This window comes from Trichlorobacter ammonificans, assembly GCF_933509905.1.
Classification (GTDB): domain Bacteria; phylum Desulfobacterota; class Desulfuromonadia; order Geobacterales; family Pseudopelobacteraceae; genus Trichlorobacter; species Trichlorobacter ammonificans.
The window spans coordinates 2264867-2278545 of sequence record NZ_OW150024.1 but is presented as its reverse complement, the minus strand read 5'-3'; the positions used below and the strand labels follow the sequence as shown (position 1 = coordinate 2278545).

At 62.9% G+C, this 13679-nt stretch carries 14 protein-coding genes; all 14 read right to left on the bottom strand.

What is annotated here, in order from left to right; all coding sequences use genetic code 11:
* Window positions 1-36: 36 nt before the first annotated feature.
* Entirely contained in the window at window positions 37-1518 is a 1482-nt protein-coding gene (locus RAK07_RS10335) for a glycosyltransferase (protein ID WP_305732750.1), read from the bottom strand.
* Window positions 1519-1648: 130 nt separating this feature from the next.
* Window positions 1649-2176, bottom strand: a complete 528-nt coding sequence (locus tag RAK07_RS10330) for a hypothetical protein (RefSeq protein ID WP_305732749.1) — start codon at window positions 2174-2176, stop codon at window positions 1649-1651.
* A complete protein-coding gene (locus RAK07_RS10325; protein ID WP_305732748.1) occupies window positions 2173-3039 on the bottom strand; it encodes a sulfurtransferase in 867 nt (288 codons plus the stop codon). Before RAK07_RS10325 ends, RAK07_RS10330 begins: the two co-directional genes overlap by 4 nt.
* Before the next feature lie 13 nt (window positions 3040-3052).
* Complete coding sequence (locus tag RAK07_RS10320; protein WP_305732747.1) at window positions 3053-3802, bottom strand: glycosyltransferase family 2 protein; 750 nt, start codon at window positions 3800-3802, stop codon at window positions 3053-3055.
* A complete protein-coding gene (locus tag RAK07_RS10315; RefSeq protein ID WP_305732746.1) occupies window positions 3799-5622 on the bottom strand; it encodes a VTT domain-containing protein in 1824 nt (607 codons plus the stop codon). Before RAK07_RS10315 ends, RAK07_RS10320 begins: the two co-directional genes overlap by 4 nt.
* A gap of 328 nt (window positions 5623-5950) precedes the next feature.
* Entirely contained in the window at window positions 5951-6790 is an 840-nt protein-coding gene (locus tag RAK07_RS10310; RefSeq protein ID WP_305732745.1) for a hypothetical protein, read from the bottom strand.
* A 67-nt stretch (window positions 6791-6857) separates the two neighbouring features.
* Entirely contained in the window at window positions 6858-7847 is a 990-nt protein-coding gene (locus RAK07_RS10305; RefSeq protein ID WP_305732744.1) for a sulfurtransferase, read from the bottom strand.
* A 216-nt stretch (window positions 7848-8063) separates the two neighbouring features.
* A complete protein-coding gene (locus RAK07_RS10300; protein ID WP_305732743.1) occupies window positions 8064-8633 on the bottom strand; it encodes a c-type cytochrome in 570 nt (189 codons plus the stop codon).
* Between the two features lie 104 nt (window positions 8634-8737).
* A complete protein-coding gene (locus RAK07_RS10295) occupies window positions 8738-10381 on the bottom strand; it encodes a YncE family protein (protein WP_305732742.1) in 1644 nt (547 codons plus the stop codon).
* 393 nt (window positions 10382-10774) lie between these two features.
* Complete coding sequence (locus RAK07_RS10290) at window positions 10775-11065, bottom strand: acylphosphatase (RefSeq protein ID WP_305732741.1); 291 nt, start codon at window positions 11063-11065, stop codon at window positions 10775-10777.
* A 3-nt stretch (window positions 11066-11068) separates the two neighbouring features.
* On the bottom strand, window positions 11069-11251 hold the full coding sequence (locus tag RAK07_RS10285) for a YezD family protein (protein ID WP_305732740.1): 183 nt from the start codon (window positions 11249-11251) through the stop codon (window positions 11069-11071).
* Window positions 11251-12204, bottom strand: a complete 954-nt coding sequence (gene cysK / locus RAK07_RS10280; RefSeq protein ID WP_305732739.1) for a cysteine synthase A — start codon at window positions 12202-12204, stop codon at window positions 11251-11253. Before cysK ends, RAK07_RS10285 begins: the two co-directional genes overlap by 1 nt.
* 59 nt (window positions 12205-12263) lie before the next feature.
* Window positions 12264-12725 (bottom strand): RrF2 family transcriptional regulator, encoded by a 462-nt coding sequence (locus RAK07_RS10275; RefSeq protein WP_309550371.1) that lies wholly within the window; start codon window positions 12723-12725, stop codon window positions 12264-12266.
* Window positions 12726-12857: 132 nt separating this feature from the next.
* Entirely contained in the window at window positions 12858-13646 is a 789-nt protein-coding gene (locus tag RAK07_RS10270) for an EcsC family protein (RefSeq protein ID WP_305732738.1), read from the bottom strand.
* Window positions 13647-13679 lie beyond the last annotated feature (33 nt).

Below are 13679 nucleotides of genomic sequence, written 5' to 3'. Positions count from 1 at the left end.
AGTCTGCGCCGGTCCGTTTCCCGCCAGCGGGCCGGTTCAGGCTGCGCTGCGGGGTGTCAGCGTCTCGGCGATATCCTTGGCCGCGGTCACGGCAAAGCCGAGGGGGAATACCATGAACAGCGGCAGGGCGAACCAGGTCTCCCGCTGCCAGGCAAAGGAGATCGGCAGCAGCGCGTAGAGAATGAGCGCCAGGTTGACCGCGATGTACGGCACACTCTTCTGGCGGTAGAGAAAGGCCAGCCCCGGCAGCCGCTCCCGTCCGCGCACCCCGAACTTCGGCGTTCGCTCAAACACGCCCCCCCGCTGGAACAGGCCGCTGAGCACCGCCAGGGAAATGCCGGGGGCCAGGCCCGCGGTCAGAAGCGGCAGCAGCAGCACGTGCCGCAGGCCGGCGCCGCCGTTGCGCAGGGCATAGAGCAGGAAGTAGCTTAAAATTGCGCCGCTGGCCGCCAGGAAGAGCGGCAGGTCGATCCGCAGCAGCTGGTGCAGGCCGATCCCCACCCGCCAGACCACGGCGGGGTAGAGGGTCACCATGACGATCAGGCCCAGCAGCCAGTAGATGTTGGCAGTCAGGTGGGCCGCTGCCTCGGCCTTTACCGCCAGGGGCAGCGGCGCCCGCAACAGGCGGGGGAGAATCTTGCGGGCGGTCTGGATCGAACCCTTGGCCCAGCGCTGCTGCTGGCTGCGCAGGGCCGCCATGGTCACCGGCAGCTCCGACGGCACCCGGTACTCTTCCCGGTAGATGAAGCGCCAACCGGCCAGCTGGGCGCGGTAGCTCAGGTCCAGGTCCTCGGTGACGGTATCCGCCTGCCAGCCGCCGGCGGTCTCGATGGCGCGGCGCCGCCAGACTCCGGCGGTGCCGTTGAAGTTGAAGAACCAGCCCCGGCGATAGCGCACCAGGTGCTCGATACTGAAATGGGGGCCCAAGAGCAGGGCCTGGATGCCGGTAAACCAGGAGTGGTCGGTATTGCAGAAACTCCAGCGGGTCTGCACCATGCCGACACCGGAATCCCGGAACCAGGGGATGGTGGCTTTTAAGAAATCAACCGGTGGAATGAAGTCGGCATCGAACACGGCGATGAATTCCCCCCGCGCCTGTGCCATGCCGGCAGCCAGGGCTCCGGCCTTGTACCCCTCCCGTCCGTCCCGCCGCACCACGGTGATGGCGACCCCCTGCCGCTGCCAGTGGGCAACCCGCTCGTCCACCAGCAGCACGGTGTCGTCGTCGGAATCGTCCAGCACCTGGATTTCCAGCCGGTGGGACGGCCAGTCCAGCCGGGCCGCCGCATCCAGCAGGCGTGCCGCCACAAACCGCTCGTTGTAGAGCGGCAACTGCACCGTGACCCGGGGAAGCTGCTCGTCGGCGTTGAAGGGGACCGGCTGCGCCTCCTCCTTTTTCATGGTAACGAGACACCAGATCAGCCAGAGCCGATGCAGGCCGTACAAACACAGCCCCAAAAGCGCGGTGAAGTGGACAACGGTGCAGAGTCGCGTCAGTAAGGAAAGAAACTCATTCATGCCGATTCCAGATCGAAGATGGATTCAAGGCGGTGAGGAAATCGGCGACGCAGGCGTATATGCCAATACGTCGAGGAGCCGATGACGAGCCAACGAAGAAGACGCTTTGATAGGGAATCGGCTCGAGACATCACGGTTCGTCCGGCTCCGGGCAGTTACAGGGAATCCCCAGTTCCTTTTCCTCAAACAGGTAGAGCTTCGGCCGCCAGGCGGTCAGGGTGCCGCTCCCCCCGATGGTGCCGTTGACATCGCTCGTGGGCACTATCCAGAACTTTTTGGTCCAGTCGTGCCAGGTGCCGGCCAGTTTCAGCCCGCCTTTGCGGTCGCTCTCGCCGGCGGCCAGCAGTTCCACCTTCGGGGCCTCACCGGCAAAACGGATCAGGGTATAGGCGCTGTCGGGCCGCAGCCCCGCCGCAGTCAGGGTGAAGGCACCGCTGGCGGCGTGGTAGACCATCTTGGCGTGGCCTCCCCCCTTGACGATCTTCCAGGTGGCGGGGTTCTTGGCAAAGAACAGCAGCTTCTTCTTGCCGCTGACCACCGGTGCCGGTGCCTGCTTCGCCGGTTTCGGCGCTGCTGCGCCGGGAAGCGGCCAGGCAGTGCCCAGCAGTGCCGCAACGAGCAGCAGCGCCGGAACAATCCGCAGCTGCCGCGTGGTCATTGGCCGCCCCGCTTTTCCCAGGCAGCCCAGCCCCCCTTGTAGTTTCTGGCGTCGGGCAGGCCGGCCAGCCGGGCAACCAGCCAGGCATAGGCGGAACGGACCCCGCCCAGGCAGTAGAAGACCACCGGCTTGCCGGGGTTCACACCATGTTTTGCCAGCAGTTTCCTCAGTTCGGCCTGGGACAGGGGGCGGCGCTCCTTGCCGGTATAGAAGTCGTCCCAGGGGATGTGCACCGCCCCCGGAATCCTTCCTTTCAGCCACTCAAGGGTTGAACGGGTATCCACCAGGGTGTAGTTCCCCCCGGCCTGCTGCACCTCTTCGGTACTGATCGCGTACTGGGGCTTCAGGTCAACCTGGTAGCGGGCCCTGGCGGGAAGGGGGCGTTCCGCCCCTTTGGTCAGCGAGAACCCCTGGGCACGCCAGGCCTGGATGCCGCCGTTCAGAATCCGGATCGGCCCCTTGTGTCCCAGCCATGAGAACAGCCAGGCGTTGTACCCTTCCCCCCCCCAGCTCTTGTCGGCGTCGCCGTAGATTACCAGCGGCGTTTTCTCATCGATCCCCAGCCCGGCGAGAATGACGGCCAGTTCCTGGGGAGAAAAGGAGCTGTACTTGATCCCTTTGGTGTCGGTGCGGGTATAGGTTTCCCAGGAAAAGGGGATGGCGCCGGGGATATGGCCGGCCTCCCATTCCGCCGGGGGACGGGCGTCGAGGACAACCCAGCGGTTTGCCGCCCCCTTAAGGGTGGCGGGCTCGATCAGGCCCAGATCGGCTGCTGCCGCGGCTGAAGCCAGGAACAATAGGGCAATGAACGGTACTGCTGCCGCGGCTGCTCTGCGGTGGATGAAACGTATCACACTATGCATGTCGGTCTTCTTTCTAGGATGATGATTTGACGGTCACGGGCTGTGCGCCGCGCCGCGGCGTCTGCTGAAGGTTGCGCAGCAGCTCCCGGCCGATGACCCAGAGAATGGTGCTGCCGGCCCTGACCGTGCCGCTGATGGTGCGGCTGATCTTGGAAACACCGGCGCAGCGCTGGCGATAGGGAACATCGAGTTCGCCGATGGACAACCCCTGCGTGACCGCCCGTACCTGCATCTCCACGGTCCAGCCGAATGCGCGGTCGGCCATGTTCAGCCGCTGCAGGGCGTCCCAGCGGATGACCCGCATCGGTCCCAGGTCGAGAAAATGGTGGTTCCAGAACAGCCGGATCAGGCCGGTGGCCAGCCAGTGACCGAACCGCTGCTGCGGGCTTAATGCTCCGCTCTCCACCGGAATCCGACGCCCCAGCATGAAGTCGTACTCGCCGGCCACAACCGGGGCGATCAGGGCCGGCAGGCTGGCCAGGTCGTCGCTGCCGTCGGCATCCACAAAGGCGACGATCTCCGGCGGGGTGTCCGCCAGGGCCGCGAGGCCCGCCAAGCAGGCGCTGCCGTACCCGGCACGAGGTTCATGGATCACGTCGGCCCCGTGTTCCCGGGCCACGGCAGCGGTCCGGTCCGTTGAGCCGTTATTCACCACCAGCACCCGGCGGATTTCCGCCGGTACCTGGGCGAGTACCGCCGGCAGGGCTGCCTCCTCATTCCGGGCTGGAATGATCAGGGCGATGTCGGGGATGGCACCGGTCATTCGCTGGCCGTTTCCGGCTGTTTTTTCCAGCGCCGGTAGAGCACCGGCAGCAGCGAGACCGCGGCGATGAGCAGCAGCCCCAGCAGGGCGGCGGGGGAGACCTTGCCGCGGATCAGGTCCGGCAGGGAGCTGGAAAAGACGATAAAGGCGATGCAGGCCGGCAGCATGCAGAGGAAGCTGGTCACCGCGTACTGCGGGAACGGTATGCTGGTGAGGCCGAAAGCGTAGTTGAGCAGGTTGAAGGGGAAGGCCGGGATCAGCCGGGTAAAGGCCACCACCTTCCAGCCGTGGCGGGCCACCTCTTGGTCCAGTTTCTGCCATTTGGGGCCGGTCAGTTTGGCGGCCACCCAGTCCCGGGCGCCGTAGCGGGCCACCAGAAAGGCCAGGGAGGCACCGATGGTGGCGCCGGTGATGGCATAGACCACACCCCAGATGGGGCCGAAGAGGATACCACCGGCAATGGTGAGCGGCAGTCCGGGCAGGAACAGCACCGGAGCCAGGGCGTAGATCAGGATGTAGATGGCCGGCGCCAGGGGGCCGTACGACTCAATCAGCACCCTCAAACGGTCCTGTTGCAGGTACTGGCCGGCGCCGGACAGGTGGACGGCAGTGATGGCGGCAATCAGCAGGCCGAGCAGCAGCAGCGGTTTCCAGGCCCGTCCGGCGGGGCGCTGTTCTTCTGGTATAAAAGTCCGTTCCCGGGTCACGGCGAATCCTTTCATGGTGGTGAAGCTCCGCTTGAGCAGCAGCCGGTTCAGGTAGGTGAACGGTGCGGTTGCCCCCTTCACGCTGCCGGCAAGGGTCTGCTCCGGCGTATAGAGCAGGTCGGCCAGGTGGCTGGCCGGGGTGGCGGCCCCCAGGGTCTGCACGCAGGCGGCGCAGTAGGAGATGAGCCGCCGCCCGTCCGCTTCCGTTGTCCGCAGGCGGGCCCAGGAACCGGCCAGGTCCGGGTCCAGCAGGTTGACGCCGCCCCCCTGGCCGCAGCAGAGGGTGGTGCGGCCGCTGTGGGGCATCTCCTCAACCGTGAGTCCCCGGCGTTCCAGAAGGGACCGGACCGCACGCTGGGCCCGGCCGCTGTGCCGGATAACGCAGGGGTCGTGCACCGTCACCGTGCCGGTGAGCTGTTCCGGCGCTGCCGGCTGTTCCGCCAGTAGTTCCCAGACGGTGCGCACCTGCAGGTCGCCGCCGAAGGTCTCGAACATCACCTGGCAGTTGGGGCAGGCCACCAGCACCTCCCGTACCCCGTGGGTCAGGAGCCAGTCCCGCATCTCGGCGAACATGGCTTCCACGTACTGCTCCCGCCCCAGGCTGTGGGACGGCTTCAGGCAGCAGTCGAACACGATCCCCAGGGCCGGGTCGATGTTCCGCAGGTCGGCAAAGAGCCGCTTCACCGCTTCGGGGCGGGTGCCGGGCAGGGAGCAGCCGGGAAAAAAGACCGTGGTGCACTGTTCGGGCAGGCGGTAGAGGGTGAAACGGCGGGAGGTGCCCAGCCGCTCATAGGTCTTCAGCGGGGCATGCTCCGGAAAGCTGCCGAATCCCCGGTCCACCGCCTCCCGCCGCATCTCCAGGAAAAGACGATCCAGGTCCAGCTGTTCCGGGCAAACCGCGGTGCAAAGCCCGCAGAGGCTGCATTCGAACGGCCGGGACAGGCTGGCGGCATCGCTGCTGTCGAAGGCGGCGGCAATGGTGGCGGGGGTGCCGTATTTTTGCAGAAAAGCGCAGTCGCGGACGCATTCGCCGCACTGGGTGCAGCCGGCGGTGACGGCGTTGATCTGTTCCGCGCAGGTTGCGCGCAGATATGCGGTAACAGATGTCGTCATGAAACGGATAACCTCGATGGTGTTCGAACAGGTCCGGTCGGCGGACCGTTGTTGGTACGGTACCAAAGCACGTAACGGGAAGTCAAATGAGCATTATCGCATGATTTGATAGTATTGATCTGTAATTACGATACTGCTGCCGGTCGGGACGATGCTTCCTCCCATCCCTGCCGACGGCAAGGGATGGGAGGATCGTGACCTTATACCAATTCCAGATCAAAGATGGATTCCAGGCGGCGAGGAAATCGGCGACGAAGGCGTACACGACAGTACGCCACCGGAGCCGATGACGAGCCAACGAAGAAGACGCTTTGATATGGAATTGGTATTACGGCGTCTTGAAGTAGACCGCCAGGGTGTAGGTTGCGCCGGCGGCGGTGTTCTGTCCGTAGATGGTCGGCACGTAGGAGGCTTCGATACCCCAGGTGGGGGCCACCTTGTAGCCGACGGTCAGGTCCAGCTTGCCCAGGTCGAAGTTGTTGGTGGCCGTGGGGTTGCCGTTGCTGTCCCGCTTCTTGCCGTTGTCGATGCTGAAGGTGCCGTCCAGCTTGGCGCGGGTATACAGCTCCTTGGTAATATCGATCCCGAACTCCACCAGGTAGCGCAGTTCGTCGGACGGTGCTTCGGCCCGGAAGCGGTAGCCCAGCTCCAGGTTGCCGTAGCCGGGGATCAGGGGATAGAGGGAACGGCCGTACAGAAGCCGCAGTTCGGTGTCGAACTGGCCGTTGCCCAGGGGCAGGGGATCGCCCTGGCCATAGGGACCGGGGATCTTGACCAGCAGCTGGGTCGAGACGATGCCGATTTTCTCATGATCCAGCAGCTTGTAGCGCAGACCCAGGTCCACATCCCCCACGCCGTGTCCTTCGGTACGGTAGGCGTTGTCCTTGTTCTCCAGCCACTTGTAGGTGATGGAGTTGATCAGGGTCAGGGAGTCCAGCAGGCCGTATTCGAAGTAGTTGCTGAGGTTGTAGTCGGTGAACCGGCCGTTGTTGGCGGTCCCTTTACGGTGGCCGTTTTCGGAAAAGGTCTCGTGGGAGTAGAAATAGTTGAATGCGGCCTTGTCGTAAAACGCCCCCTGCGGAGCGGTCCAGGCACCGGCAAAGGCGCTTGCCGCGGTGGCAAGGAAGGCCGCGGCGATAAACATGAGCAGGTACAGTCTCTTTTTCACGATGGTCTCCTGTGCCGGTCCGACCGCAGGCGGGATGGTGCGGCCGGACCGGTGTGATGTTGGTGGTTTACGGATTGGTGCCGGTGGAAACCGGATACTTGTAGCTGCCGTCGGACTTCAGCGCCGCACTCCATTCCCCCCACGAGCCGGTGTAGTTCTTCACCTTGGTGAAACCCAGACCCAGCAGGGTGTCGGAGGAGTAGGAAGAGCGGACCCCGGCCTGGCAGTAGATGATGATCTCCTTGTCCGGGGTAATGCCGTGCTCCTTCAGCAGCTCCAGGATTTCAGTACTGCTCTTCAGTACAGAGACGCCGTTTGCATCCTGGGTCTGCAGGTTGGTCCAGTCGAGGCTGACGGCATAGGGGATATGGCCCCCCCGGGGGTTGGTCCGCAGGTCGTAGCCGATATATTCGAGGACGCTGCGGGAATCCCAGATAACGTAACCCGGCGTATTGATCTTCGACAGAACGTAGTCGGCGCTCACGTCGATGTCCGCAACGCTCGATACTGCGTAGGAGACGGTATTCGCCGTGGGCAGGGTGGCCGTTGTGGTGGTGGGGCGTTTTTCCGCCACCCATTTTTGGTAACCGCCGTCAAGGATGGCGACATTCTTATGGCCATAGCGGAGCAGGGTCCAGACGAAACGCCCCACCGACGAGCTGTTGTCGGTATCGTAGGCCACCACCTTGGTGGAGGGGGTGATGCCCAGGGTATTGGCCAGGGAGACGAACTCCGCCTGGGTCAGTCCCAGGGTGCCCGCCGAACCGGTTGCGGAGGCCGTGGTCGAGTTGATCGACACGGTGTTGCGGATGGCGCCGGGGATATGGCCGGCGGCGTAGTTGGCCGCGGAACGGACATCGACGATCAGGACATTCTGCTGGCTGGCGGCCAGGGCGTCGGTGGTGGTGAAGGTTTCCACCGCCTTGGCCACCGTGGCCGGCGGCGGGGTCACGGCGGCAGCGGTACTTTCGCTGCTGCTGCCGCAGCCAAACAGTGCCGTCACGGCGACAAGCGCCATCAGGGAGCCGACAATGCCTCGTACAGTGCGCAGTTTCATCAGGGGGTCTCCTTTTTCTGGTTGAAGTATCGACGGCGGACGGTGCTGCAACAAAAAAACCGGAGGTCAAGAAACAGGGGCGGCGGTGGCCGCATGTTCCTTGACCTCCGGTTTGTCCGGTCGGTCGTTGGATGATGCCGTCAGAGATGGTGACACCCTACCATCGGCGCTACGGGTTCGTCAATTAAAAAATATAACATCAATAGATATTATATTTTAATGATGGTTGGGCAGTACGAGCACGATGTTGGCAATCTCGGTGTCGGTCAGGCTGCTCAAAACGCCCATCCCGCCCCTGTTTGCGGCTATGGCTGCCTTGATTCCCGCAAAGGTGCGATCATGAAAGGTGGGAGCGGCAAGGGGACCGTGGCAGCCGCTGCAATTGGTGGCGTAGAGGGCTTCGCCGTTGTGGGCGGAGACCGTTGACGCCTGTGCCGACGGTTCACTTTCCACGCCGTTTTTAACGGCGGTTACGAAATAGTAGTAGGTTTGGCTCACCGTAACGCTGTGGAGATACGGAGAAACGGCCCCTTCTATTCTGGTGCCGTTGGCTTTCGTCAACGGCAGCGTTGATGACCAGTAGATGGTGTAGGAGTCGGCCTCGTTGATCGGGTTCCAGGCAAGCGTTACCTGGTTTGTGCCGCCGGTGGCCGTTACGCCGGTGGGGGCGGCAACGGTGGGCGGCTGTGTGGGGGCCGGGGTACCGCCTCCGCCGCCGCAGCCGGCCAGAAGCAACAGGGCCGACAGCAGAGCGGTTGCGGCTATTTTGATACGCTGTATGTTCATTTCGATAAATTCCTTTGTTTCCTCTGCCCAGGTGCAGGTGACAAACAGGGCCGGCTGCCCCGTCGGGACAGCCGACCTTTGTTTCTGAAGCCGGATAGGTGTGCCTAGTCGCCGTTGACGCCGGGGAAGGAGACCCCGTGGGGGCTCCAGCCGATCTTGGTCTTGCTCAACTGGACAACACTGGGGGTTGCCGCCGACAGACCGGCGGTGTTGAGGGCGTAGAGATACCCCTGGCCGTCGGCGTTGGCGTAGATGGAGTAGTAGAGGATACCGGTGGTCAAGTCCCAGGCGGCGTGGCTGCCGCCTTCGTTCGGCGTGTAGAAATGGTAGATAGCCTTGAGCTTGCTTACATCCGGAGTTGCGGCAAGCAGGGTGGCAATGTCGATGAACTGCAAGCGATTACCTGTTTCGAGCGTCGGGAGGATCGCCACGTCGCAATCCTGTCCCGGGAGCTCGGTGGAGAGCAGATACTTCACGTCCGGCGATACGGCGTAGTTGTGGGGGCGGCCGTCAATCCTGGCGATGATCTTCCTGGTGGTCAGATCGATGACGTTTGTGCCGGAGGTGTTGGTTTTGCCCGCCGGAACCGGCCAGGTGTTGTTGCCAACAAAGAGGTGTTTCTGGCCGGGATGCAGCCTCAGGGCGTGGAGGTTGCCATAGCCGAAGTCAATGTCCAGCACCTTGGGCAGTTCAAGTTTTCTCCTGGTTTCAGGCGCAATGGCGGACTCGGTGGTGGCGATATGGCCAAGATGCTCGATGTCGTAGGCCACCGTATGGGAGTTGCCGGCAGTGGTGGTGTAGTAGGTCTTGTTGTCGCTGGAAATCGCACCAACGTGAGGGGCGGTGTTTTCGTTGGCAATGTTGCCCAGATACCACTTTTTCTGCACGTCAAAGACGTTGATCCCCTTGGGGGACTGGTCGGAGGAGATGAAGATATACTGGCCGCTGGGGGACTGGGTGTTCTGTACGCCGCACCCGACCCCTTCCCAGGACTTGATGATGAAGGTGGCCTTGTTCTCCGCGGTGACGGAGGAAACGTCCCGCAGCTTGTCCAGGTCGAAGACGTTCACGTCACCGGCTGCGCCGGTCTTGTTGGTGCAGAGCCACAGTTCCTTGCCGTCGGCGGTGATGTTGCCGAAGTGGTTGGAGGACGGAGCAAACGTAAAGTTGATGGTCTTGACAACTGCCGTGCTGGCCCGGTCGATGACCGAGATACCCGCTCCCTTGCCGCCACCGGTGTTGATGACGTAGCCGTACCTGGTCCGCTCAAGGGTCTTCTGCACATCGACGCCGGTCTTGATTTTGTCGTCGTCGGTCAGGACAAGGGCGGCGGTGCTTTCGGAGTCGGGACCGACCAGCTTGCCGGAAACGGTCGCGTCGGCAGCAAGCTGCTCGGTGATAAGCAGGCGATAGCTGCTGCCGTTCACGGTTGCCTTCAGCACAACGGTTGTCTGGCCGGCGGGCGGAGCGATCTTGATGCTGAAGCTGCCGTCAGCGCTGATGTCGGCGGTGGCGGGTGAGCTGATGACCTTGCCGGTTGCCGCGTCAAGGGCGGTGACGGTACCGACCGCCCCGGCCGCCGACTTGGTTGCGGCAGCCGGAATGGCAACACCCGACACCTGGCCGTTAATGGTTACCGTCTTCACTGCCGCTGCCGGGCCGGACCCGGATCCGGAACTGCCGCAGCCGGTCACGGCGAGAGCGGAGACAGCCATGACTGCCACTGCCATCTTGGTGAACTTCTTCATCTGTAAAACCTCCTTGCGTGATCTCCTCTCCGGTAAAACCGAAGATGGTTGAATTGTTTCATCATAGAAAAAGGCCGGAAATCCTGTTGCAATAAGCAGGTTCTCCGGCCTCCAGTTTTTCTGGTCAGCGTATGGTGGTACAGCGGTGTTACTGCTGCGGTAACAGCTCCTTGCGGTCAGTAGCCGAGCACGTTGGCGATTGCTTGGAGTTGTGCCAAGGGTAATGTTGAGAGGCTACCCATGCCGCCTCTGTTGTGTGGAAACGAAAAGAGGTCAAACAGAGCCGGGCGTGTTGCCGCGGCTCCATTTGACCTCCGGTTTTCCAGTCAGTCAGCGTATGTTTCCGGTTCAGCGGGTCGTTCCGACAGGCAGCCATACCATACCGTGGCCTGTTCAGGCGGCCCTATGATCCTCGCGGATCACGAAATCGTCATGTCCCTCGGGATCACCACTGTCGGTCACCCGGACGTCGGTGACAATCCCGTTCTTCGGGCCGGCGTGACACCAGGCAATCAGGGCGGCAACGGCGGTCTCCGAACCTTCCAGGCAGGCTTCCACAGTGCCGTCGGAGCGGTTGCGCACCCAGCCGTTTACGCCGAGTTGCCGTGCGGCTTGCTGGCTCTGTTTGCGGAAGGAAACCCCCTGCACCAGGCCATGCACGATGATGGTCCTGCGGATGTTCATGGTTCAGATTCCACTGCCGTCAATATGACCGGTTCGGATAACACGAATCTTCTCGCTCTTGTCAACCTGGATCACCCGGCCGTCCTGCACCACCAGCGTGACGGTGCCGAACCGGAGGGAGGACAGCGTTTCCCGCACCAGCCGTTCCACCTCCCGATTCCAAGGGTCGGGCCGGGTACCCTCCATTACAGTCCCTCGAAGAGCGCGGTTGAGAGATAGCGTTCTGCGCCGTCGGGAAGCACCACCACAATGGTCGTGCCGGCAAATTCTTCCAGAAAGGCCAGGCGGACGGCTGCGGCTGCGGCGGCACCGCTGGAGATACCCACCAGCAGTCCCTCCTCCCTGGCCAGCCGCTTGGCGAATTCGATCGCCTCGGCACTCTCCACCTGTTCCACCCGGTCCACCACGGACAGGTCAAGGGTCTCAGGGATAAATCCGGCGCCGATCCCCTGGATCTTGTGGGGCGCGGGCTGCAGCGGCTGGCCGGCCAGATGCTGGCTGATCACCGGGCTCTCCTTCGGCTCCACGGCAACGGAAACGATCTTCTTCCCCTTGATGTTCTTGATGTAGCGGGATACCCCGGAAATGGTGCCGCCGGTGCCGACCCCGGAAACCAGCACGTCAACGCCGCCGTCGGTGTCGTTCCAGATCTCCGGCCCGGTGGTCAGTTCGTGGATCTCCGGGTTGGCCGGGTTCTTGAACTGCTGGGGGATGAAATATTTCTGGGGATCGGAAGCGGCGATCTCCTCGGCCCGGTTGATGGCCCCCTTCATCCCTTCGGCGCCGGGGGTGAGGATCAGGTTGGCCCCCAGGGCTGCCAGCACCCGGCGGCGCTCGATACTCATGGTCTCCGGCATGGTCAGGGTCAGCTTGTAGCCACGGGCCGCGGCCACGTAGGCCAGGGCAATGCCGGTGTTGCCGGAGGTGGGTTCGATGATCTCCACGCCGGGCTTGAGGACGCCGCGCTTCTCGGCGTCCCAGATCAGGTTGGCGCCGATGCGGCATTTGACCGAATAGGCCGGGTTGCGTCCCTCAATCTTGGCCAGGACGGTTGCCTTGGCCCCTTCGGTAACGTGGTTCAGTTTGACGAGCGGGGTGTTGCCGATTGATTGCGAGTTGTCGGGGAATATTCTGCTCATGGCTCGTGTCCTTTCTGGAATTACATATAGATTTACTAGGTGTTTCAGGCAAAAATTTTTTATATGCTGAAGTCAACGATATTGCGGCGCTTGCTGCGCTCCGCCTCGCTGCGCTCCACCATGTCGGCCAGGGTCAAAGAGTCCAGTACCTGAGAAAGGGCACGGTCCACATCGCTCATGATCAGGCGGATGCCGCAGGTGGCTTCATCCCGGCATTCATCGCAGCGACTCTTGCTGCTGCCGAGGCAGGGAACCGGCGCCGTATCCCCCTCCAGGATGCGAACGATCGAGCCGATGCTGATCCGGTTCGCCGGCTGGGCCAGCGAGTAGCCACCCCCTTTGCCGATCCTGCTCTGCAGAATCCCCCCCTTGCGCAGGGAGAGCAGGATGAACTCCAGAAACTTCTTCGGAATATTCTCTGCCTTGGCCAAGTCGGCAATCAGGACCGGTTGGTCGCCTGGCTGCTCGGCCAGATAGTGCAGCGCCTTCAGGGCGTATGTGGTCTTTTTTGAAATGATCATGTCTATTAAAAATATAGATATAAAATAAGTGTGGTTCTGTCAAGAAAATTTTTCTCGGTGTCTCTGCTGCCCCAGAGGGTCAGCACGGGGCGGACCCAGGCGGTGACGGGGGAAAGGGAGAACGAAACCGCTTCAGTCCCGCGACAGACGCTCATAGTGCCGGCGCACCTCGTCCTTGCCGTGCAGCCGCTCGAGCCGTCTGACCGTAAAATGCCCCTGTCCCCTGTTCTGGAAGTGAGCGATGAACAGGGTGTTGATCGCCGCCCCGCCCAGGGCACCCACCAGTGGTACCGCCTGAGCCGCCGCCTTCTCGGAGACAATAATGGAAAAGCGGGCACTCAGCTGACTGATCAGCCGTACCAGGGCGGGGGCGCCCTGCTGGGAGAGGCCGTGGCGGGTCAGATGGGCGGCGGCATCGGAGACCGCCTTGGAGAGGGCTGCCCGTGCCGCGAAATAGCTGGTCTCCGCACCGTCGTCACCAGTGGCCGGACCACCGAGGGCCAGCACCTGGACGCACTGCAAGCGGGCTTCCGCACAACCCAGATCCTCCCCCTGGCTGCGGGCAATATCGGCAATGGAGCGCAACATGATGGTGGTGGAGACCGGCAGCTCCACGGCAAGGGCCGCCAGACCGAAGGTGCCCCCCGCTGCTCCCGACACCCCCACCGCCACCTTGTGCAGCAGGTTGGCGGGGGCTGTCCGCTCCTTCCGGTCCAGGGTCAGCAGCGCCACATCAAGCGCCTTTTCAATGGATTTCCGGGTGGCGGTACTGATGGTCCCGTGCCACGACTCCGGCAGCTTTTTCAGCCCCGCTTCAAGGGGGGTACCCACGAAGCTGCTGATCTTTGTAGCCAGCCCCGGCGTTTCCAGCAGCCGTACCGCCGTTTGCAGTTCATCCAGTTCTGAGGGGCTAAGTCCCATCTTTCATCTGCTCCTGAAGTAGATCGTGATGCA

Coding starts and splice junctions, on each gene's coding strand:
- RAK07_RS10320 (WP_305732747.1), bottom strand. CDS start 3,802: ATGACCGGTGCCATCCCCGACATCGCCCTGATCATTCCAGCCCGGAAT.
- RAK07_RS10315 (WP_305732746.1), bottom strand. CDS start 5,622: ATGACGACATCTGTTACCGCATATCTGCGCGCAACCTGCGCGGAACAG.
- RAK07_RS10295 (WP_305732742.1), bottom strand. CDS start 10,381: ATGAAGAAGTTCACCAAGATGGCAGTGGCAGTCATGGCTGTCTCCGCT.
- RAK07_RS10305 (WP_305732744.1), bottom strand. CDS start 7,847: ATGAAACTGCGCACTGTACGAGGCATTGTCGGCTCCCTGATGGCGCTT.
- RAK07_RS10285 (WP_305732740.1), bottom strand. CDS start 11,251: ATGGAGGGTACCCGGCCCGACCCTTGGAATCGGGAGGTGGAACGGCTG.
- RAK07_RS10290 (WP_305732741.1), bottom strand. CDS start 11,065: ATGAACATCCGCAGGACCATCATCGTGCATGGCCTGGTGCAGGGGGTT.
- RAK07_RS10275 (WP_309550371.1), bottom strand. CDS start 12,725: ATGATCATTTCAAAAAAGACCACATACGCCCTGAAGGCGCTGCACTAT.
- RAK07_RS10270 (WP_305732738.1), bottom strand. CDS start 13,646: ATGGGACTTAGCCCCTCAGAACTGGATGAACTGCAAACGGCGGTACGG.
- cysK (WP_305732739.1), bottom strand. CDS start 12,204: ATGAGCAGAATATTCCCCGACAACTCGCAATCAATCGGCAACACCCCG.
- RAK07_RS10335 (WP_305732750.1), bottom strand. CDS start 1,518: ATGAATGAGTTTCTTTCCTTACTGACGCGACTCTGCACCGTTGTCCAC.
- RAK07_RS10330 (WP_305732749.1), bottom strand. CDS start 2,176: ATGACCACGCGGCAGCTGCGGATTGTTCCGGCGCTGCTGCTCGTTGCG.
- RAK07_RS10325 (WP_305732748.1), bottom strand. CDS start 3,039: ATGCATAGTGTGATACGTTTCATCCACCGCAGAGCAGCCGCGGCAGCA.
- RAK07_RS10300 (WP_305732743.1), bottom strand. CDS start 8,633: ATGAACATACAGCGTATCAAAATAGCCGCAACCGCTCTGCTGTCGGCC.